The 20,471-nt window shown below is 59.7% G+C and carries 18 protein-coding genes; 8 read left to right on the forward strand and 10 right to left on the reverse strand.

The window, feature by feature from the left end; translation table 11 throughout:
• Window positions 1-10: 10 nt before the first annotated feature.
• The gene (locus tag K3727_14485; GenBank protein UWQ90000.1) at window positions 11-1,087 is read left to right on the forward strand and encodes a Hint domain-containing protein; all 1,077 of its coding nucleotides are present in this window, start codon (window positions 11-13) and stop codon (window positions 1,085-1,087) included.
• A 126-nt stretch (window positions 1,088-1,213) separates the two neighbouring features.
• Here the strand turns inward: K3727_14485 and K3727_14490 are convergent, their stop codons facing one another.
• Both K3727_14490 and K3727_14495 read right to left on the reverse strand, forming a co-directional pair.
• Entirely contained in the window at window positions 1,214-2,407 is a 1,194-nt protein-coding gene (locus K3727_14490; GenBank protein ID UWQ90001.1) for an aminotransferase class I/II-fold pyridoxal phosphate-dependent enzyme, read from the reverse strand.
• 89 nt (window positions 2,408-2,496) lie between these two features.
• Window positions 2,497-3,159, reverse strand: a complete 663-nt coding sequence (locus K3727_14495; protein UWQ90002.1) for an HAD-IA family hydrolase — start codon at window positions 3,157-3,159, stop codon at window positions 2,497-2,499.
• Window positions 3,160-3,289: 130 nt separating this feature from the next.
• Between K3727_14495 and glmU the strand changes: the two genes are divergently transcribed.
• Genes glmU through K3727_14510 form a run of 3 tightly spaced genes read left to right on the forward strand, consistent with a single transcriptional unit; the run spans window position 3,290 to window position 7,034 of the window.
• Window positions 3,290-4,642, forward strand: coding sequence for a bifunctional UDP-N-acetylglucosamine diphosphorylase/glucosamine-1-phosphate N-acetyltransferase GlmU (gene glmU / locus K3727_14500; protein ID UWQ90003.1), 1,353 nt, complete (start codon window positions 3,290-3,292; stop codon window positions 4,640-4,642).
• A 2-nt stretch (window positions 4,643-4,644) separates the two neighbouring features.
• Window positions 4,645-6,468 (forward strand): glutamine--fructose-6-phosphate transaminase (isomerizing), encoded by a 1,824-nt coding sequence (glmS, locus tag K3727_14505; protein ID UWQ90004.1) that lies wholly within the window; start codon window positions 4,645-4,647, stop codon window positions 6,466-6,468.
• Window positions 6,469-6,485: 17 nt separating this feature from the next.
• Window positions 6,486-7,034: a pyridoxamine 5'-phosphate oxidase family protein gene (locus K3727_14510; GenBank protein UWQ90005.1), complete on the forward strand. Its 549-nt coding sequence runs from the start codon at window positions 6,486-6,488 to the stop codon at window positions 7,032-7,034.
• Window positions 7,035-7,197: 163 nt separating this feature from the next.
• On the opposite strand, the gene K3727_14515 is transcribed toward K3727_14510, so the two are convergent.
• Complete coding sequence (locus tag K3727_14515; protein ID UWQ90006.1) at window positions 7,198-7,917, reverse strand: FkbM family methyltransferase; 720 nt, start codon at window positions 7,915-7,917, stop codon at window positions 7,198-7,200.
• A gap of 94 nt (window positions 7,918-8,011) precedes the next feature.
• Here K3727_14515 and K3727_14520 point away from each other — a divergent pair, with 94 nt between their 5' ends.
• On the forward strand, window positions 8,012-8,689 hold the full coding sequence (locus K3727_14520) for a DNA alkylation repair protein (GenBank protein UWQ90007.1): 678 nt from the start codon (window positions 8,012-8,014) through the stop codon (window positions 8,687-8,689).
• 17 nt (window positions 8,690-8,706) lie between these two features.
• Here K3727_14520 and K3727_14525 read toward each other — a convergent pair whose 3' ends face one another.
• The gene (locus K3727_14525) at window positions 8,707-9,174 is read right to left on the reverse strand and encodes a hypothetical protein (GenBank protein ID UWQ90008.1); all 468 of its coding nucleotides are present in this window, start codon (window positions 9,172-9,174) and stop codon (window positions 8,707-8,709) included.
• A 91-nt stretch (window positions 9,175-9,265) separates the two neighbouring features.
• On the opposite strand from K3727_14525, the gene moaA reads away from it, so the two are divergent.
• The 3 genes from moaA (at window position 9,266) to K3727_14540 (ending at window position 12,785) form a co-directional block, all read left to right on the forward strand.
• Window positions 9,266-10,276 (forward strand): GTP 3',8-cyclase MoaA, encoded by a 1,011-nt coding sequence (moaA, locus tag K3727_14530; GenBank protein ID UWQ90009.1) that lies wholly within the window; start codon window positions 9,266-9,268, stop codon window positions 10,274-10,276.
• 171 nt (window positions 10,277-10,447) lie between these two features.
• Window positions 10,448-11,752 carry a 3-deoxy-D-manno-octulosonic acid transferase gene (locus tag K3727_14535; GenBank protein UWQ90010.1) on the forward strand — a complete coding sequence of 435 codons (1,305 nt, stop codon included), beginning with the start codon at window positions 10,448-10,450 and terminating at the stop codon, window positions 11,750-11,752.
• The gene (locus K3727_14540; GenBank protein ID UWQ90011.1) at window positions 11,745-12,785 is read left to right on the forward strand and encodes a glycosyltransferase family 4 protein; all 1,041 of its coding nucleotides are present in this window, start codon (window positions 11,745-11,747) and stop codon (window positions 12,783-12,785) included. Before K3727_14535 ends, K3727_14540 begins: the two co-directional genes overlap by 8 nt.
• A gap of 130 nt (window positions 12,786-12,915) precedes the next feature.
• On the opposite strand, the gene K3727_14545 is transcribed toward K3727_14540, so the two are convergent.
• The 6 genes from K3727_14545 to K3727_14570 form a co-directional block, all read right to left on the reverse strand.
• Window positions 12,916-14,079, reverse strand: a complete 1,164-nt coding sequence (locus K3727_14545) for an amidohydrolase (protein UWQ90012.1) — start codon at window positions 14,077-14,079, stop codon at window positions 12,916-12,918.
• A gap of 130 nt (window positions 14,080-14,209) precedes the next feature.
• Window positions 14,210-15,373, reverse strand: coding sequence for an amidohydrolase (locus tag K3727_14550; GenBank protein UWQ90013.1), 1,164 nt, complete (start codon window positions 15,371-15,373; stop codon window positions 14,210-14,212).
• 32 nt (window positions 15,374-15,405) lie between these two features.
• On the reverse strand, window positions 15,406-16,572 hold the full coding sequence (locus tag K3727_14555; GenBank protein UWQ90014.1) for an amidohydrolase: 1,167 nt from the start codon (window positions 16,570-16,572) through the stop codon (window positions 15,406-15,408).
• A gap of 123 nt (window positions 16,573-16,695) precedes the next feature.
• Window positions 16,696-17,073 carry a nuclear transport factor 2 family protein gene (locus K3727_14560; GenBank protein UWQ90015.1) on the reverse strand — a complete coding sequence of 126 codons (378 nt, stop codon included), beginning with the start codon at window positions 17,071-17,073 and terminating at the stop codon, window positions 16,696-16,698.
• A gap of 4 nt (window positions 17,074-17,077) precedes the next feature.
• Window positions 17,078-18,244, reverse strand: coding sequence for an acetylornithine deacetylase (gene argE, locus K3727_14565; GenBank protein ID UWQ90016.1), 1,167 nt, complete (start codon window positions 18,242-18,244; stop codon window positions 17,078-17,080).
• 322 nt (window positions 18,245-18,566) lie between these two features.
• Entirely contained in the window at window positions 18,567-20,387 is a 1,821-nt protein-coding gene (locus tag K3727_14570; protein ID UWQ90017.1) for an ABC transporter ATP-binding protein, read from the reverse strand.
• Between the last annotated feature and the right edge of the window lie 84 nt (window positions 20,388-20,471).

The following is a 20,471-nucleotide window of genomic DNA, read 5'->3' on the forward strand; positions in this document are numbered from 1 at the left end:
CCTGACTGCCATGCCCACAAATCTGATCGTCAACGGAACTTTCAACTCCGGCTCCACCGGCTGGAGCGGAACGGATCTGGAAACCAGTTATCGGGAATCCGCTTATCTGGGGAACGGGTCCTCCAACCGCGTGGCCGAAATGGATGGCCGGTCTGGCCAGGTCACGGTGATGGAACAGAGCTTTGCCGTGACCGGCAACGGAGAGGTCTCTGCCACCTTCAACATCGACAGCGCCCTGCGGACAGCGTCGTTGGGGCAGGCCGGACAAGAAGGCTTCACTGTTGAAATCCTAGACAGTTCCGGCGGGATTGTCGGGTCGATGACGATCCTGCCCACGGTAAACAGTTTCTCGACTTATTCGATGGATGTGCTCTTTCCGTCATCAGGCACGTATACCCTGCGGATGACGGAACTGGGGCCCAATAACAGCCTGGGCGCGATCATCGACAATGTGGAACTCATGGTCTGTTTCTGCAACGGTACGATGATTTCCACACCGGGCGGGCCGCGCCCGGTCGAAAGCCTGCGTGTCGGGGAAACGATTCTGACACAACAAGGACCGGACGTTCTGCGCTGGATCGGCAAACGTCACGTGAGCGCCACAGATCGGGCCAGCAACCCCAGTCTGCACCCGGTTCGGATCTCTGCAGGCGCTTTGGGTGCTGGCCTGCCTGCGCGCGAACTGCGTGTGTCGCGCCAGCATCGCATGCTGTGCAGCAACCGGATTGTTTCAACCATGTTCAATGAACCCTCAGTCCTGGTCGCCGCGATCCGTTTGGTGGGGTTGCCCGGCGTGTCGCTTGACGAAATCCCCAAGGCTGTCACCTATTACCACCTGGCTCTGCACCGCCACCAGGTCATCTATGCCGAAGGCGCGCCGACCGAAAGCTTCCGCATCACCCGGAACTCGCTGGCCAGCCTGTCTTCCGACGGCCGCAAAGAACTCTTTGCCCTGTTTCCCGACTTGCAAGGCCCCGCTTTCGCCCCCCTGCCGGACGCTGTGGTCATCCCGCCAAGAGCTCGCCAGAAAAGCCTGATTCGCCGCATGGCAAAGAACCGCAAGCCACTTCTTTCGATGGCGGTCTGACCCCCTGCCCCCTGACGCTCGAACAAAACATGGGGGCTTGCGCACCCGCAGTGCGGCTTGCCGCGCTGCCACGCCCAACGGGCGGCGACGCCCCGCAGGGCGTCAACGGCGGGCGGGAGCCCCCCGTTACCCGGCCTGAAACACCGTCGCCACTTCGGATCGGATAATCCGGGCGATTTGGGAACAATCCTCGACACTGAACGTCAGCGGCACCCGGATATCCAGAATTCCTGCCAGAACGCGGTCGCTCTTGGGCAGGCGCGGCGTCTGCGCATAGCGCCAGCTGTCATAGCGCGACGTAAAAGCCACCGGATCCGGAGTGCCGAACCATTTCAGCTCCACTCCACGCCCACCACAGCGGCGCACGACCTCTCGAACCGCCTCTTCGGACCAGTCCAGCAACAGGAACTGGATCGAAGACCCCACATAGGTCTCCTGCTCGGGCCGCGCGACCACGGTCAGGCCGGGGGTGTCACGCAGGCCATCTTCGATCGCGCGATACCGTTCATTCCACCGCGCAACCTGACGGTCCAGATCCCTGAGCTGCGGGCGCAGGATCGCTGCGCGCAGGTTGTCCATCCGCCCCGAGATGTTCGGGGTGACGAATTTGACCCGCTCGAACACCTCCGGTGCCGGGGCGGCCAGATGCCGCTCATACAGCATATAAGACCCCGACAGGATCGTCGCCCGGGCCGCAATCTCGGCATCATCAGTGATGAACAGCCCCCCCTCGCCCGAGTTTACATGCTTGTAAGTTTGACACGAGTAACAGCCCACTGCCCCGTGACGCCCCGACAGGACCCCATTCCAGGATGCGCCCATCGTATGGGCACAATCTTCGATCACAGTGACGCCTGCCTCATCACAGATCTGCATCAGGCGGTCCATGTCACACAGATGCCCGCGCATATGGCTCAGCAACAGCACCCTGGCCTGTCCAACCTTGGCCGCCAGATCATCCAGATCAATGGTCAGATCTTCGGTCACATCCACATAGACCGGACGCGCCCCGACCGACGCAATCGATCCTGGCACCGGTGCCAGCGTAAAGGCATTGGTCAATACCGTATCACCCGGTTCGACCCCAACAGCCCGCAGGGCCGTTGCCATCGCGTATCCGCCCGAGGCCACGGCCAGACAGTATTTTGCCCCCATCTGGGCCGCGAATTCCTGCTCCAGCAGTGCGGTTTCGCTCAGCTCGCCCTCGGCGGTGTTGTAACGGTGCAGGCGCCCGTGACGCAGAACCTGCATAGCAGCCTCGATCGCCGCGTCGGGGATCGGTTCCTGCTGGGTGAAATTGCCGGTAAATATCTCGCTCATGTAGTGGTTTTGGGTCACTGCCCTGCGCAGGTCAAGACACAGAAATCTCTATTTCAAGAAATCAAATCGGGCAGTGCCCCCTGCTGAATTCATGCAAACAGGCGATCCACGATGTCCGGCAGGTCTTCGAACTGGTGCAACAGCGCCTCGGGCTCCAACGCGGCCATATCGTCGCCTGAGGGGCCAAATGTCACCAGAACAGACGGCACACCGGCCGCGCGTGCGGTGTTGCGGTCTGTATCGCTGTCGCCAATCAGAACACATTTGTCCGGATGTCCTCCGGCCCGGCGCGCGGCTTCGAACAAGGGTTCGGGGTTGGGTTTGCGCACCGGCAATGTATCTGCCCCGATCATCGACGCAAAGGCATCGCGCACCCCAAGGGACTGCAGCAGCTGTTCAGCCAGGGCTTCGGGTTTGTTGGTGCAGATGCCGACGCCATAACCACGGGATTTCAACGCCTCGACCGTATCCATCGCACCGGGATACATGAACGTGTGGAGGTCTATTGCCCCGCCATACGCCTCAAGAAGCACCGGGTAATAGGCGTCAATCGTGGCCGCATCATACTGCCCGACCCGCTTCAACCCCTCTGTCAGCATCATCCGACCGCCGCGCAGCGCAATCCAGGAATCCGGCCCATGCGTCAATACATCCCCCAATCCCATTTGGCGGAAACAGGCATTTGCCGCTGCCAGCAGATCCCCGGACGTATCCGCCAATGTTCCGTCCAGATCAAAGATCACTGTTCGCATGTCTGCCTCCATTCGGCGCATTTCCGCCCTTTGATGTTGCAGTCCGCAACCTTGTTTGATGCCGCCCTTGCTTGCGCCGCTGCGCCCAATGGATAAAAAGGCTGGGAGCAAAAGGCAAAGAGATTTGAATATGAGCACAGCACTGGTCATCCTGGCGGCAGGAAAAGGCACCCGGATGAATTCGGATCTGCCCAAGGTTCTTCACCCCATCGCCCAGGCGCCGATGCTGGCCCATGCCCTGCGGGCCGGGGCTGCGCTGGACCCCGAACGCGTGGTTGTTGTCGCGGGACATGGGGCCGACGCTGTGACGCGCATGGTGAACGATCTCGACGAGACAGTGCAGGTGGTGCTGCAGACCGAACAGCTGGGCACTGCACATGCTGTGGATCAGGCCCGCGACGCGTTGGACGGGTTTACCGGCGATATTGTGGTTCTCTATGGTGACACGCCGTTCATCAGCGCCGACACATTGGAACGTATGATCGCCGCGCGCCAAAAGGCCGAACTGGTCATTCTGGGATTCGAAGCCGCTGATCCCGCCCGCTATGGGCGTTTGGTGATGGATGGTGACAGCCTGGAACGCATTGTCGAATTCAAGGACGCATCAGACACGGAACGGGCCATTTCCTTTTGCAATTCAGGTCTGTTGGCCTGTGATGCTCAGGTTCTGTTCTCGCTGATTTCAAAGGTCGGAAATCAAAATGCGTCGGGTGAATATTATCTCACCGATGTGGTTGAACTGGCCCGGACGCAGGGGCGTGCCGTCACGGCAGTCGCCTGCGACGAAGCCGAAACGCTGGGTGTCAATTCACGTGCGGACCTGGCCCGCGCGGATGCAGTGTTCCAGGCGCGCGCCCGCGCCGAGCTTCTGGATCTGGGCGTCACGCTGATGGCACCAGAAACCGTTTATCTGGCCTATGATACGGTGATTGGCCGCGATACGGTGATCGAACCCAATGTGGTCTTTGGTCCTGACGTGACGGTCGAGACCGGCACCACCATCCGCGCTTTTTCACATCTCGAAGGCTGTCACGTCAGCCGGGGGGCCGTGGTCGGCCCATACGCCCGACTGCGCCCGGGAACCGAACTGGCCGAGAATGCCAAGATCGGCAATTTCGTCGAAATCAAGAACGCCGAAATAGCGGCCGGAGCCAAGGTCAATCACCTCAGCTATATCGGTGACGCCAGTGTCGGGGCCGGTGCCAACATCGGTGCCGGTACAATCACCTGCAACTATGATGGCGTGATGAAGCACCGCACTCAGATCGGCGCAGATACGTTTATCGGGTCCAACACCTGCCTCGTGGCCCCCGTAAAGATTGGCAACGACGCCATGACGGCCACCGGAACCGTTGTCACCAAGGATGTCGAGGACGGCGCATTGGCGTTGGCCCGCACGCCACAGGTGAACAAACCGGGCAGCGCCAGGAAATTGATGCAGATTCTGAAGGCCAAGAAACTGAGATTGAAAAAGGGGCAGTAACCATGTGTGGAATTGTCGGAATTCTGAGCAACCACGAAGCTGCGCCAACGCTTGTCGAAGCTCTCAAACGGCTGGAATACCGGGGCTATGACAGCGCCGGCATCGCGACCGTCAACAAGGGAAAGCTGGGACGTCGGCGTGCCGTGGGCAAGCTGGTCAACCTCAACGACCTGTTGGTGCATGACCCGCTGCCTGGCAAATCCGGAATTGGCCATACCCGCTGGGCCACCCATGGTGCCCCGACTGTTTCCAATGCCCACCCGCACCGCGCGGGCTGTGTTGCCGTGGTTCACAATGGGATCATCGAGAATTATCGCGACTTGCGCGGCGAGTTGTCAGAGTGCGGGATCGAATTCCAGACCGAAACCGACACCGAAACCGTGGCGTTGCTGACTGAACGCTATATCACCGACGGACTGGGCCCGGTCGAGGCGGCTTTCAAAGCCCTGGACCGGCTCGAGGGTGCATTTGCGCTGGCGTTTTTGTTTGACGGTGAAGAAGACCTGATTGTCGCCGCGCGCAAAGGCTCTCCATTGGCCATCGGCCATGGAGATGGCGAAATGTATGTGGGCAGCGATGCCATTGCGCTGGCGCCTCTGACCGATCGCATCACCTATCTGGAAGAGGGCGACCGCGCGATTGTCACCCGGAGCGGGGTCGAAATCCGGGATCAGCATGGCGCGTTGGCCAATCGTGACTTGCGCACCATCCAGATTGACACATCCCAGGTCGATAAGGGCGGGCACAAACATTACATGGCCAAAGAGATCGCGGAACAGCCCCATGTGATCGCCGAAGCCATCCGCCATTACCTGCCGGTTGGCGATGATATGGTGCACCTGCCCGGCGACGGGATCGATTTCACCAAGGTCCAACGCCTGACCATGGTGGCCTGTGGCACCGCCTATTACGCTTGTCTCACGGCCAAATACTGGTTCGAAAAAATCGCCCGCCTGCCGGTCGAAGTCGATGTCGCAAGCGAATTCCGCTATCGCGAACCTCCGATCACAGAGGGCACCCTGGCATTGTTTGTCAGCCAATCCGGGGAAACAGCGGATACGTTGGCCGCCCTGCGATTTTGTCAGGACAAGGCCGACAAGATCGTGTCGGTTGTCAATGTGCCCGAAAGCTCGATCGCGCGCGAGAGCGACCTTGCCTTGCCCATCTATGCCGGGGTGGAAATCGGCGTTGCCTCGACCAAGGCCTTTACCTGTCAGTTGGCCGTGCTCTTGATGCTGGCACTGAAGGCGGCCAATGATCGCGGCGAAATCAGCGCCGAAGATTTGGCCGATCATGTATCCGGATTGCGCGGATTGCCGAATACACTGAATACGGCGTTGGAACAAAACGATGCGATACAGCAAGCGGCCCAACATCTGAGTGAAGCCCGGGATGTGCTGTTTCTGGGGCGTGGCGTGATGTATCCGCTCGCCCACGAAGGCGCTCTAAAATTGAAAGAAATCAGCTACATACACGCCGAAGCTTATGCTTCAGGTGAACTCAAACATGGTCCCATTGCCCTGATTGATCAACACATGCCGGTGGTCGTTTTGGCCCCACGTGATGCCCTGTTCGACAAGACCGTCTCCAATATGCAGGAGGTCATGGCCCGCAAAGGAAAGGTGCTGCTGGTCTCGGACAAGGACGGGTTGGACGAAGCCAGGGACGGCACCTGGATCACCATACAGATGCCGCCGATCATGGAAAACCTGACCCCGATCCTCTATTCTATTCCGGCCCAGTTGTTGGCCTATCACACGGCGGTCGCCAAAGGCACCGATGTGGATCAACCCCGTAACCTGGCAAAATCAGTAACGGTGGAATAACCTAAAGGAACACACGGATGTCCAAACAATTCGACCGGATTCATGACGACCACCGCAGCTTCATAGAAGCTCAGCAGATGTTCTTTTCCGGCTCGGCTGCGCCGGACGGACGGGTCAACATCTCTCCCAAAGGGATGGACAGCCTGCGGGTGATGGGGACCAATCGGATCCTCTGGCTGAATCTGACCGGGTCCGGAAATGAAACTGCTGGCCATCTGCTGGAACACCCCCGGATGACGCTGATGTGGTGTTCTTTTACCACCCGCCCGCTGATCCTGCGCTGCTATGGCACGGCCAGAACGGTTCAGATCACGGACAGCGAGTGGGAGTCGCTGGCACAGAATTTTCCACCGCACCGCAGCGCCCGCCAGATCTATGACGTCAGCGTGGACCTGGTGCAGACGTCCTGTGGTTATGCGGTGCCCTTTATGGAGTATGTCTCGGAACGCGACACCATGCAGAAATGGGTGGATGGGAAATCCGATGACGACATCCGCTCCTATTGGGCGGACAAGAACACGCGGACGCTGGATGGGAAATCAACCGGAGTCCCTGTTTCCGACTGACCGGTTGACCCAGGACACTCACTCGGATTTCACCCGCTGCCCCTGCCCAGCTCCGCTGCCGAACCGCTCCTCACGGTGTTTTCACGAGATGCCGGGCCAAAAATGAGTAGCGTATTCTTGATTTAAAACCATCGACCAAAGGGATGATTCCGGCCAAATGTTATCAATCCTTGATATACAGGACATCCCCATGTCGTGGCACCTGAACATATCGATGTGACGCCAATCGAAAGCCACGGGCCTTCATATGCGCATCGATATCTTCGAACTTGGAGCCACCCTCGTACATTGGAACCCGGCTGACTTCGCATTTGCACTGGGCAAATTGTTGCAGGAGATCCCCCAGTCCGCGCAACACCGGCAATTCGTGCCCCTGCACATCCACAACCAGCATCGACCGGTTTGCCTGGTCCAGATCAATACCGTGGCGCGCCAGGATGTCTGGCAGCGTGCGGGTTTTCAACGCCAAAACTTCTCCGGTTTCCTGGCTGTGCGGGAACCGTTCGCGATAAGTATCAGTCGATGCGTGAATGGATGAGCTGCTGCCATCCCCGTTGAACCGGTTGAACTGCACCTCTTCGCCAGCTTCCGCCGACACCAACGCATTTTCGCACAGGTGCCGGGTGGTTCCGTTGCGGTCCGCCAAAATGCCCTGCAACTTGGAAAATGTGTCTGGGTCGGCCTCGACCCACAACACGGTTCTGGCACCACATTCCTCGTAAAACCAGGCATCTTCGGCCCAATGTGCCCCAACATGCACCACCAGATCGATCGGAGCCCGTCGACGCATCAACAGTTCGTATTTCGAGGCCCGGAAATATTTGCGCCAGCTGTTCGGCACCAATTTCTTGGCACCCCGTTCCACCCCTTTGAGAAAACGCATCTCGTACTCCAACTCACTTTGCCATCTCTTTATCAGCCCCCTTGATCGGGGAAAACCCATGGCTATGCTGCGCGCTCTGACAGGAGCACAAAAAATGCATCATCCCTATCTGGCCGAGATCCAGGCCCATGCCGATCCCGAACGGGCCACAGGCCAGGCCGCCTATCACAAGGTCGAGCGCCCTTACATTGGGGTCGCCAACCCTGTGTTGAACGATCTGACCAAGACCTGGCGCCAGACGTTGGATGTCGAGCAGCGGATCGCCGTGGCGGACGGGCTGTGGCAGACCAACATTCACGAAGCCCGCATCGCAGCGGCCAAGCTGTTGACCCAGGCCCGCATCCGGCCCGATGACGGCGTCTGGGACCTGCTTTGCAGCTGGATGCCGGATTTTGACGGCTGGGCGATAGCCGATCATGTGTGCATGGCAATGCAGAAACGCCTGACTGCTGACCCGACCCGGTTGGATCACGTCGAAGGCTGGACAACTTCAGATCAAATGTGGACCCGGCGTGCGGCTCTGGTGGCCACCCTGCCCTGGACCAAACAGAACCACCCCAAACCTGCGGAACTGACCGCGCGCGACCGGGTTCTGGGCTGGGCTGCGGGGTATGTGCCCGACCGCGAATGGTTCATGCAAAAGGCCGTCGCCTGGTGGTTGCGGGATCTGTCCAAACATGACCCCGATCGGGTTCGGGCGTTTCTGGCCATTCATGGCGAGGCCTTGAAACCCTTTGCCCGCAAGGAAGCCGGCCGATTGCTGCCAGATTGAGCCCCAAAGGGTGCGGCTCAGAACGCAGGAAAGGCCCGGATTTCAACCAGTTCTGTCAGCGGGATTCCCAACTGGCGCATCGCGTCCAGCGACAGGCGGCTTCCTGCGGTTTCGGCTCCGGCAATCGGTTTGAGTGCCACCCGCAGTTCGGCTCCGGTTCCGGCAAACACCACACGCCCGGCCTGCTCATTGCCCACCAGCGGTGTTTCCATCCACAAACCCGGGATTGACGGATCGCCCAGACCGGCAATGGTCGTAACCCCCGAAGCCGGCAGGCTACTGGGCCCAGACGGGAGCGGGGTGACGTCGCCGGACTGCTCTGTCGGCAGCGCCTCTTCGGTCACGGCATCGGGCGCAGGCACCGCCGTTTGGGTTGGTTCGGCCTTGGGCGCAGGTTTCAGAAACCCGCCCAGATCACTGGCGGTGTTGCGAATATTATCGCAACCAAACATCAAAAGCGGGAGGGTAAGGATCAAGTATCGCATGACGCCAGATGTAGCCGGGCTGACGTCCTATGACCAGTAGGAACACCATATTGCCCTTGCCGCTGGCAAGGCTCCGCTTTACCTATAGGACATGAACGCTCCGCTGATAGATCCCTTCGCCCGCGCGATCACGTATTTGCGCGTTTCGGTCACTGACAGATGTGACTTCCGCTGTGTGTATTGCATGTCGGAAAACATGACGTTTCTGCCCAAGAAAGAACTACTGACACTCGAAGAGCTGGACCGCATGTGTTCGACCTTTGTCAACCTTGGGGTTCAGAAGCTGCGGATTACCGGAGGCGAACCTCTGGTGCGTCGCGATATCATGACGTTCTTTCGGTCGATGTCGCGCCATTTGGACAGTGGAGCGCTCAAGGAACTGACCTTGACCACCAATGGATCGCAGCTGGCCCGCTTTGCCGATGATCTCTATGCGGCCGGGGTGCGACGGGTGAATATCTCTCTCGACACGCTGGATGAACAGAAATTCGCCGATGTGACCCGCTGGGGCCGCCTGCCACAGGTGCTCAAGGGTATCGACGCCGCACAAAAAGCCGGGCTTCGGGTCAAGATCAACGCCGTCGCGCTCAAAGGATTCAACGAAGAGGAGCTGCCCGCCATCACGCAATGGTGCGCCGATCGCGACATGGACCTGACGTGGATCGAAGTCATGCCCATGGGCGAAGACATGGGCGACGAAAAGCGGATCGGTCAGTATTGGTCGCTCAAGGACGTGCGGGCCACCTATGCGCAGCATTACACGATCACCGATCTGGCGGAACGCTCTGGCGGGCCCGCCCGCTATGTGCGGCTTGAAGAGACCGGGCAGAAAATCGGTTTTATCACCCCGCTCAGCCATAACTTCTGTGAAAGCTGCAATCGGGTGCGTCTGACCTGTACCGGTGATCTGTATATGTGTCTTGGCCAGGAAGATATGGCAGACCTGCGCGGGGCTCTGCGTGACAACCCGGATGATCCCACCGTTCTGGAGGCGGCAATCCGCCAGGCCATCACCCTGAAGCCCAAAGGCCATGATTTTGATTATTCGCGCCAAAAAGCGGATGGGACAATGTCCCGACACATGAGCCACACCGGCGGCTGAGCGCGCCTTGACCTGCAATGGACGGCTTGTCTTTGCGTCGGGAACAGGGTCGCGCTGCGCGCGATGCCTCCGGCGGAGGTATTTGGGACCAGAAAGAAGACAGGGGCCCACGTCCCATTGGGATCCATTGTGGACCGCGACGGCAGAACGCGCGAGCGAAGTGAGACGACCATGAGCGACGGATTGCCCGGGGCGACGCCCCTGTTGCGGATTTACAGGGGAGCGACGCGGGGATTGGCCCCGATTGCGGGTTTTCTGGCGATGCGCAAACTGGCCCGCCACGGTGTTTCTCCAACACGCCAGCGCGAGCGAATGGGCCACGCCAGCCTGCCGCGTCCCGATGGAACGCTTGTCTGGTTGCACGGTGCCTCTGTCGGTGAAAGCCTGTCTGCAGTGACCTTGGTTTCCCGGATGGCCGCGGCGCTGCCAGATGCGGAATTTCTGATCACGTCAGGAACCGCGACCTCTGCCAAGTTGGTGGAACAAAGGTTGCCACCCCGCACTCGTCATCAATTCGCCGCGCTTGATGCGCCGGGGCCCGTGCGCCGGTTTTTGAAACATTGGCGTCCGACTGCAGCGATTTTTGTCGAAAGCGAATTGTGGCCCGTGACCCTGCGGGATACCCGGAGAACCGGGGCGAAACTGGCTCTGGTCAACGCGCGCCTGTCGGCCAAATCCGTAGAAAGTTGGAGTAAATATCCTGAAACGGCCCGATCCGTGATGGATTTGTTTTCCGTACTCCTGACACAGAATTCCGAAATGGCGACGAATCTGCGCAAGATGGGCGCAGCACCCGATCGAATCCGCCCAGGCAGTAATCTCAAGGCCTTTTCCGCGCCTCTCCCCATAGACGGGGCCGCGCTCGCGCAGATTCGTCAACAGTTGGCGGAACGCCCGGTCTGGGTGGCCAGCTCGACCCATCGCGGCGAAGAGGAGGTGGTGTTACAGGCGCATCGGCATCTTTTGAAACATCATCCTGACCTGTGCCTGGTTCTGGCTCCCCGCCATCCCGAACGCGGCGATGAGGTCAGCCGACTGGTGCATGACGCAGGGCTGAGTATGTCCCGCCGTAGCCACAACGAAAGCTCGGAACATGGTGTTCAGGTGTATCTGGCCGATACGCTGGGCGAATTGGGCACATGGTACGCCTTGTCCCCAATCGTCTTTCTAGGGGGCTCTTTACAGCCGATCGGTGGTCACAACCCGTTCGAAGTCGCCCGTGCCAATGCCGCGGTCATCAGCGGGCCTGGCGTGCAAAATTTCGCTGAAACCTTTGATGCGCTCAAAGTGTCAGGCGGTGCCATCGAAGTGTCGGATGCTCCATCTCTGGCGGCGGCTGTTGATCGTTGGCTGACTGACGCGTCCAGCCTGAAACAGGCCCGCGCCGCCTGTTCAACGCTCGCGGCGCGCCAGGACAGCGCTCTGGATGGCGTCGTGGAGACCCTGTGTCGAGCGTTGGAGCTGAATGATGGCTGAGCTGTTCGTGACCAATTTCAATCGCAACTTCACAGGCGTATCTGCCACGGCTGCAAATGTGATCCGCCAACAGGCCAGATCAAGAGACCTGCGGTTGGTCGGGCACCCGCTCCCCGGGTGTCCTGCACCGATCTCGGTGGCACAGGCGCGCCAGCTCAGCCGGTCGACCCCCAGGGGAAAAGAGTTTTCCATCTGGCATGTGCGCCGCAACCCCGAAATGCGCGCAGCGCTGTGGGTGCGCGATGTATTGCGACTGCCGATCCGGATCGTATTTACCTCGGCGGCTCAACGGCGGCACTCGGCCTACCCGCGCTGGCTGATCTCGCGCATGGACGCCGTGATCGCCACAACCGAAGCGGCGGCCACCTATGTACCCCACGTCCGCGCCGTGGTTCCTCATGGTGTCGATACCGCTCTTTTTGTTCCTGCGCATGACCGTGCAGCGCTCTGGAAGAGCTTGGGATATAGTGGCAGATGCGGGATCGCAACAATTGGGCGCATTCGCCCGGAAAAAGGCACCGATCTCTTTGTCGATGCTATGATACGCCTGTTGCCATCGCTGACGGGGGCAACGGCGCTGGTCATTGGACGGGCCGCCCGCGAACACTCGTCCTTCCTGAAAGACCTGCAATCCCGCGTCCGCGCCGCTGGCCTGAGTGATCGCATCTTATTCCCTGGCGAAATCTCATCGACGGATTTGCCTGGGCTGATGCGCGGGTTGTCCCTGGTCATGCAATTGCCCCGCTATGAGGGCTATGGTATGGCACCGCTCGAAGGCATGGCCAGTGGTGTGCCATTCATTGGCAGCGACACGGGTTATTATCGCGCGTTCTCCGCACAGGGACGTGGCGGTCTTATTGTCCCGCTTGAGACCTCGCAACAGGCCGCCCAGGCCGCCCAGGCACTGCTGGATGATCCCCATCGCCATGCGGCGCTCTCGCGCGCCGCGCGCGATATTGCCGAGAACAGTTTTAGCATCTCCACCGAAGCGGATGGCATCGAAGCCGTCTATGACCAACTCTGGGGTCAGTAACGCGTGCCTGCTTCTTTCTGGCGAAAAATACCTTCGGGGGGAGCCTTGCAATCCGACCCGGATTGCAAGGCGTGGGGGGCAGAAAGCCCCCTGCCCTGATCTCTGTTCAGGTCCCGGTTCAAACCATATCTCAGGCCACCGGCATCCTCTGTTCGACGATCTCGGCCCACCAGCTGCAGCCAGCCGGGATTGCTTCGTCGTTAAAATTGTATTCCGGGTGGTGCACCATGGCCGTGTCGCCATTGCCAACCAGAATATAGGCACCGGGGCGCTCTTCGAGCATATAGGCAAAATCTTCGCCGCCCATGACCAGCGGAGCCTCTTCGCAAGTACCAGATACATCCCCCGCCACTTTGGCGGCGAATTCGGTCTGGGCCTCAGAATTGACCATCACAGGATAACCACGGTCATAGGTGATATCGGCAGATCCACCAAACGTTGCCGCAATCCCATTACAGATCTCGTGAATGCGTTTGTCAGCCAGCTCCCGCATTTCCTGGCTCAGGGTGCGTACTGTGCCCTTCAGCTGTACCCGCTGCGGGATCACGTTGAACGCCTTGGAGGACGTCTCGAATGAGGTCACGGAGACCACCAATTGATCAATCGGATCGGCGTTGCGCGACGCGATGGTCTGCAGCGCCAGCACCGTCTGGGCAGCCATCACTGTTGTGTCCACGGTTTCCTGTGGTTTTGCCGCGTGACCGCCACGCCCCTCCAATGTGATATCAAACGTGTCGGTCGCAGCAAAAAACGCGCCGGGACGGATGGCAAAGGACCCCACCGGACGGCCCGGCCAATTGTGCATGCCGTACACTTCCTGGATGTTCCAGCGGTCCATCATGCCATCGTCGCACATGACCTTGCCTCCGCCGCCCCCTTCTTCGGCAGGCTGAAAAATCACCACAACCGTGCCGTCGAAATTACGGGTTTCCGAAAGGTATTTTGCCGCGCCCAGCAGCATCGCGGTATGGCCATCATGACCACAGGCATGCATCGCGCCGTCGGTCTTGGACGCATAGTCCAAGCCCGTCGCTTCATGGATCGGCAAAGCGTCCATATCCGCACGCAGCCCAATCACCTTGCCAGCTGTATCAGTCTTGCCCTTGATCACACCGACCACACCGGTGCGGCCAATTCCGGTGACGATCTCGTCACAGCCAAAGGTTTTGAGCTTTTCCGCCACCAGCGCGCTGGTGCGGTGCGTCTCGAACAGGATTTCAGGGTTTTCGTGAATGTCACGACGCCATTCGGTGATTTCGGTCTGCAACTCGGCAAAGCGGTTCTTGACGGGCATTGGGGTCTTCTCCTTCAAAGCTCAACTCGTCTTGCGCCCTGAGATCGCGCAAGAAATTCAAATTTCGAACCGGGCTGCGGGTTTCTGCGAAACCCGGTCCCGGTCCGACAGGCGTCGCATGCTTGCTGCCTCAGGCAGCAGGCATGCGACGCTCGACCATTTCGGCAAACCACGAACACCCCAGCGGGATGATCTCGTCGTTGAAGTCATATTCCGGATGGTGCAGCCCTGCGCTGTCACCGTTGCCAAGAATGATAAAGGCTCCCGGGCGCTCTTCGAGCATGAAAGAGAAATCCTCTCCCCCCATCACCATCGGAGCCTCTGCGCAGCTGCCGCCCACATCCACCGCAACCTGGCGAGCAAAAGCCGTCTGATCCGGCGCGTTCACCGTTACCGGAACCCCCCTGTCATATGTCACCTGGGCCGTTCCACCAAAGGCCAGTGCGATATCACGCACCAGCGAGCCCAGGCGGGCTTGGATCAGGTCACGCATCTCGCCGGAATGGGTGCGCACGGTTCCGCGCAGACGGGCGGATTGGGGGATCACATTGAAGGCAGTCGAGGAGGTTTCCACCGAGGTTACCGACACAACCGCCTGGAGCGTCGGGTTCACGTTGCGCGACACGATGGTCTGCAAGGCGACAATCACCTGGCTGAGCATTACTGTCGTATCAACCGTGTCCTGCGGTTTCGCCGCATGGCCTCCGCGCCCGGTCAGCGTAATGTCGAATACATCCGCCGCAGCGAGCAACGGACCGGAGCGGATGGCAAACTGCCCGGTGTCCAGCCCCGGAACATTGTGCATGGCATAGACTTCCTGAATACCGAACCGGTCCATCAGCCCATCCTTGCACATGGCTTCGGCACCATTGCCGCCTTCTTCGGCAGGTTGAAAGATCACCACCACAGTGCCATCGAAATTCCGCGTCTCGCTCAGATACTTGGCCGCGCCCAGCACCATCGCCGTGTGTCCGTCATGCCCACAGGCATGCATGGCACCCGGCGTTTTCGACGCATGATCCAGCCCGGTCTGTTCCTGCATTGGCAGCGCGTCCATGTCACCCCGCAGCCCGATAACGGCCCCTTTGGTGTCACTGCGCCCCCGGATCACTCCGACGACGCCCGTGCGCCCGATGCCGGTCACCACCTCGTCACAGCCAAACTCTCGCAACTTATCCGCCACCAATGCGCTGGTGCGGTGGGTGTCATACAGGATCTCTGGGTTTTCGTGGATGTCGCGTCGCCACGCGGCGATTTCACCGTGCAATTCGGCCAAACGGTTCTTGATCGGCATGAAACTTCTCCCCCCTTGTCGACCGGCCCGGATCAGGCCACCGGCATGCGCCGCTCCACCAGCTCGGCGAACCAGCTGCACCCCAATGGGATCGCCTCGTCGTCAAAAACATAGGATGGATGGTGACACATTTCGGTATCGCCATTGCCCAGGAAAATATAGGCACCCGGCCGCTCTTCCAGCATATAGGAAAAATCCTCGGACGGCATGATCGGGTCGGTGGCATCATCGACGTGCCCCGAAACGGCGCGGGCAGCATCGGCGGCAAACCCGGTTTCATCAGGCGTGTTCACCGTCACGGGATACCCCTGCGTCCAAGTGACATCCGCGCGCGCGCCAAGCGCCGAGGCGGTATCCGTCGCAATCCGACGCACCCGCTCTTCGGCCATCGTGCGATACTCAGGGTCCAGCGTCCTGACGGTCCCCCGCATCGTCGCGGTATGGGCGATCACATTCGACGCCACGCTGTCGGTTTCGAATGTCCCAACCGTCAACACAACCTGTTTGATCGGGTCCACGTTGCGCGACACGATGGTCTGCAGCGACAACAGGATCTGCGCGGCCACCAGGGTACTGTCCACCGCTTCATGCGGGGCCGCAGCATGACCACCGCGCCCTGTAACAACAATTTCAAATTCGTCAGATGACGCCAGCAATGCACCGGGCCGGATTGCAAATGACCCCACAGGCATCCCCGGCATGTTGTGCAGCCCATAAACCTCCTGGATGTTCCAACGGTCCATCATCCCGTCCTTGCACATCTCGAGACCGCCGCCGCCGCCTTCTTCGGCAGGTTGAAAGATCAACACGACTTTGCCATCGAAATTGCGTGTCTCGGCCAGGTATTTCGCGGCCCCCAGCAGAATAGACGTGTGCCCGTCATGACCACAGGCATGCATCTTGCCCGGCACCGTTGACGCATAGTCGAGCCCCGTCGCCTCTGTGATCGGCAGCGCATCCATATCAGCGCGCAGGCCGATAACCTTGCCCGCCGTGTCGGTTTGGCCCTCGATCACCGCGACCACACCGGTTTTTCCGATCCCGGTGGTGATGTCACTGATCCCAAATTCTTTCAACCGATCCACCACAAAAGCCGCGGTTTCATGCACGTCAAATTGCAATTCGGGATGCCTGTGCAAATGGCGGCGCCATTCCGTGATCTCGCCCTGCATTTCGGCAAATCTGTTCTTGATCGGCATGTTTCCCCCAAACGGCTGATGGTGCTTGTCTTGTGCAGGAACTGTCTGCCACCCAGTCGTGCAGCGCAAGTCACAATGTCGCAGGTTTCGCCGGTAGAGGACGCTACGTCACCCGTCGTCCGATCAGGCGTATTTGTCGCCCACCTCCTGCCGCGCCGGGTGGGTGTCGTAATAGATCCGCATATCAGTGAACAGATCCTGATCGTCAAAAGTGAAATGGTCCACCCCTTCGAACAAGATCTTGTCGCCGCCGCGCAGGGTCCAGTCATAACGGAAACGCGCCACCGCTGTCGTCTCGCCCACCAGCACATCCAGGACCGTCAAGATGCTTTGGGCCGAAGCATTGTCCAGCTTGGCGTAAAACTCCCCGGCCTTTATCACGCCCAGGAATGGCGAATGAACCAGCCCGTCGGGGGTAAACATCGCCACAATGGCATCAATGTTGCCAGCGGTCATATGGTCGAAATAGGTTTGGACCAGGTGGCGACGATGATTGGACATGAATTCACTCCTGCAACCGCTGAACCAGGCGACGCATAAAGTCATGCCCAGCATTGAATTGTTCGATGCTGATGAATTCGTCCGGCTGATGGGCCTGCGCGATATCGCCGGGGCCGCAAATCACGGCTGAATATCCGGCCTGCTGGAATTGCCCGGCTTCAGTGCCATAGCTGACCACATGACCGGCATTGTCACCGGTGATCGCCCGCACCAATGCTTCGGCCTCCCCATCCTGTTCCGGCACCAACGCTGGCACATCAAAGCGTTTTTCCACATCAATCCGGGCCTCGGGACGGATCGCCTGCATGTCTGCCTGAACCCGTGCGACTTCGGCCAGATAAGCGTCACGCCAGACATCGGCCTGTTCGCCTGGCACCACACGGAAATCAACCATGAACCGGCAGTCTTTGGCGGTGATATTATGGGCGGTCCCCCCCTCGATCATGCCCACGTGGCACGTCGTCCATGGCGGCGTGAACATCGCGGCAATGGTTCCCGGTTCGCGCGCCATGTTTTCCGCATTGCGCAGATTTGCCCAGTCAATCAGACGCGCACCTTGCATGATCGCGCTGACCCCGGTGTGCATGAGCGAGCTGTGCACCTCGAAACCGACCACATGGGTTGCGAACCCCTGCCCGCCCTTGTGGCCTGTCACCGCCTTCATCACCGACGGCTCTCCAACAATCACCGATGACCCCTTGGGCACCAGCGGCTGCATTGCCTCGATCATCGGCGGCGCGCCCGTACATCCGATTTCCTCATCAAAGCTGAGCGCCAGTTGCAGCGGGCGTTTCACGCCCGAGCGTTTTGCTTCGACCAGGGCCCAGATCGCCAGCGCATCGAAGCCTTTCATGTCACAGGTGCCACGGCCAAAGTATTTTCCGTCCCGCTCAGTGACGGTGAATGGATCGCTGCTCCAGGGCTGGCCATCTATGGGCACCACATCCGTGTGCCCCGACAGGACAACCGCGCCTTCGACCTCGGGCCCGACATGGGCAAAGGTGGCCGCCTTGTGTGGCTGGTCCGGGTCAACCCAGCGGTGGCTGTCGATGCCATGCCCGGCCAGATAGTCCTGCACCCAATCAACCAGCGGCAGGTTGGTGTCGCGGCTGACGGTGGGAAAAGAGATCAATTTGGTCATGATCTCCCGTGGGGAGAGGTGTTGGGTCATTGCTGCTCCTCAGACCGCTGCGCATCCGGCGCGGTTTGGAATTCGAGTATTTTCAACGAGGAGAAACCCGGGGTGTTGCGCCCCTGTTAACGGGATTTCAACCGTGATGCTGTCGTTTGTATGTGCGGTACAGGCTGGAGAGCCGATGGCCGTACGAGGAGAAGCCCCGAGACCCCGCCGGTGTTCCGTCTGACGGTCAGGCCGGGTCGAGGGGTGGACCTTCTCGAAGAAAACACAGCCCCCTGCTTCTTCTCGTTCCAAATACTCAAATCCAGCCTTTCCCCAAGTGATACCTGAAGCGCTTGCACTCTCCCGGCGCAACTTAGTACCCACTGTCGGTGGTCAGCACGTAGTGGCCCGGTTCTACCTCGTTATACTCCGACGGGGCCGGGTCGTAGTCCAGACCATGGATCGGCGACGGAATCGGTTTGAAGTTCAGGTCCTTTTCCGACTTGCGACGGTGTGGGTCTGCAATCGGCACCGCCTTCATCAGGGCCTGTGTATAGGGATGTTGGGGGTTTTCAAAAACGCGGGCGCGCGGCCCCATTTCCACGATGCGACCCAGATACATCACCCCCACATGATGGCTGACCCGTTCGACAACGGCCATGTCGTGGCTGATGAACAAAAAGCTGAGCCCCAGTTCGGCCTGCAGCTCCATCATCAGGTTCAGAACCTGTGCCTGCACCGAAACGTCCAGCGCCGATACGGCTTCATCCGCGATGATCAGCTTCGGGTTCAGCGCCAGAGCCCGTGCAATGGCGATCCGTTGGCGTTGCCCGCCCGACAACTCGTGCGGATAGCGGCGCATGAAGCTGCGCGGCAGTTCGACCCGATCAAACAGATGCGCAACGCGGTCGCTGCGTTCAGATCCCGTTGTCAGGCCATAATTGCGCATCGGTTCGGCAACCTGTTCCTCCAGCTTCATCTTTGGATTCAACGACGCAAATGGATCCTGAAAGATCATTTGCATATCCAGCCGCGCATCGCGCAGGCCGGATTGGTCCAGCTTCATGATATCGACGCCGTCCAGATCGATTTCGCCCGCAATCGGTTCCACTAGCCGGAGAATCGAGCGCCCGGCCGAAGATTTTCCACAGCCCGATTCGCCCACCAACGACAGGGTCTGCCCCTTGTTCAGGGTAAATGAGACGTCTTCGACCGCATGGACATTGGCGATGGTTCGACGGAAAAAGCCGCCCTTGACCGGGAAACGGGTCGTCAGCCCCTTGACCTTGAGCAGCGGGGCTTCGGTTCCCGGGATCGGCAACAGTTCACCCTGATCCACCCCCAGCAGCTTCATCGGTTCGGGATATGCCTTGCCCCGCATTTCGCCCAGTTTCGGCACCGCCGCCAACAGCGCCTTGGTGTAATCATGCGTCGGATTCTCGAAGATCTCGGTGACGCTGCCCTCTTCGACCTTGTTGCCGCGGAACATGACCACCACACGGTCGGCCATCTGGGCCACCACGGCCATGTCGTGGGTGATGAACATCACCGCTGTGCCGGTTTCCCGTTTCAATCGGTCCATCAGTGCCAGAATTTCCGCCTGAATGGTCACGTCCAGCGCCGTTGTCGGTTCGTCCGCGATCAGCAGGCGTGGCTCGCAGGCCATCGCCATGGCGATCACCACCCGCTGACGCATCCCCCCCGAAAGCTCATGCGGGAATTGCGACATGCGCCGTTCAGGTTCCGGGATACGCACCTCGCGCAGCAGTTCGATCGCGCGGGCCTCGGCCGCGGCTTTGCTCAACCCCTTGTGAACCCGCAACCCTTCGGTCAGCTGGCGGCCAACGGTGAACACAGGGTTCAACGCCGTCATCGGCTCCTGAAAGATCATGCCAATCTCATTGCCGCGGATCTGTTTCATCAGGTCCTGATCCGCATCGGCCAGATCCATGTTCCCGCCCGAACGACGATCAAAGATCAAACGTCCGCCTGCGATCTCTCCGCCGCCGAATTCAACCAATCGCATCAGCGACAGCGACGAAACCGATTTGCCCGACCCTGATTCGCCGACGATACAAACCGTTTCGCCCGGATTGACATCGAAGGAGACATTTTCGACGCCAACCACCGGACCATCCTTGGTCTGGAACTCGACACGCAGCTCTTTGATCTGTGCAATAGGTTGATCCAGCACCAGTGTTTTCCCCGTGTCCGTGAATTGTTTCTTGGATCCAAAAGCTAGGCGCATGCCGGGATGGCGTCAAACCAAAGCTGCAAA

This window comes from Rhodobacteraceae bacterium M382 (assembly GCA_025141015.1).
Lineage (GTDB): Bacteria > Pseudomonadota > Alphaproteobacteria > Rhodobacterales > Rhodobacteraceae > Aliisedimentitalea > Aliisedimentitalea scapharcae.

Coding starts and splice junctions, on each gene's coding strand:
- K3727_14485 (UWQ90000.1), top strand. CDS start 11: ATGCCCACAAATCTGATCGTCAACGGAACTTTCAACTCCGGCTCCACC.
- K3727_14490 (UWQ90001.1), bottom strand. CDS start 2,407: ATGAGCGAGATATTTACCGGCAATTTCACCCAGCAGGAACCGATCCCC.
- K3727_14495 (UWQ90002.1), bottom strand. CDS start 3,159: ATGCGAACAGTGATCTTTGATCTGGACGGAACATTGGCGGATACGTCC.
- glmU (UWQ90003.1), top strand. CDS start 3,290: ATGAGCACAGCACTGGTCATCCTGGCGGCAGGAAAAGGCACCCGGATG.
- glmS (UWQ90004.1), top strand. CDS start 4,645: ATGTGTGGAATTGTCGGAATTCTGAGCAACCACGAAGCTGCGCCAACG.
- K3727_14510 (UWQ90005.1), top strand. CDS start 6,486: ATGTCCAAACAATTCGACCGGATTCATGACGACCACCGCAGCTTCATA.
- K3727_14515 (UWQ90006.1), bottom strand. CDS start 7,917: ATGCGTTTTCTCAAAGGGGTGGAACGGGGTGCCAAGAAATTGGTGCCG.
- K3727_14520 (UWQ90007.1), top strand. CDS start 8,012: ATGCATCATCCCTATCTGGCCGAGATCCAGGCCCATGCCGATCCCGAA.
- K3727_14525 (UWQ90008.1), bottom strand. CDS start 9,174: ATGCGATACTTGATCCTTACCCTCCCGCTTTTGATGTTTGGTTGCGAT.
- moaA (UWQ90009.1), top strand. CDS start 9,266: ATGAACGCTCCGCTGATAGATCCCTTCGCCCGCGCGATCACGTATTTG.
- K3727_14535 (UWQ90010.1), top strand. CDS start 10,448: ATGAGCGACGGATTGCCCGGGGCGACGCCCCTGTTGCGGATTTACAGG.
- K3727_14540 (UWQ90011.1), top strand. CDS start 11,745: ATGGCTGAGCTGTTCGTGACCAATTTCAATCGCAACTTCACAGGCGTA.
- K3727_14545 (UWQ90012.1), bottom strand. CDS start 14,079: ATGCCCGTCAAGAACCGCTTTGCCGAGTTGCAGACCGAAATCACCGAA.
- K3727_14550 (UWQ90013.1), bottom strand. CDS start 15,373: ATGCCGATCAAGAACCGTTTGGCCGAATTGCACGGTGAAATCGCCGCG.
- K3727_14555 (UWQ90014.1), bottom strand. CDS start 16,572: ATGCCGATCAAGAACAGATTTGCCGAAATGCAGGGCGAGATCACGGAA.
- K3727_14560 (UWQ90015.1), bottom strand. CDS start 17,073: ATGTCCAATCATCGTCGCCACCTGGTCCAAACCTATTTCGACCATATG.
- argE (UWQ90016.1), bottom strand. CDS start 18,244: ATGACCCAACACCTCTCCCCACGGGAGATCATGACCAAATTGATCTCT.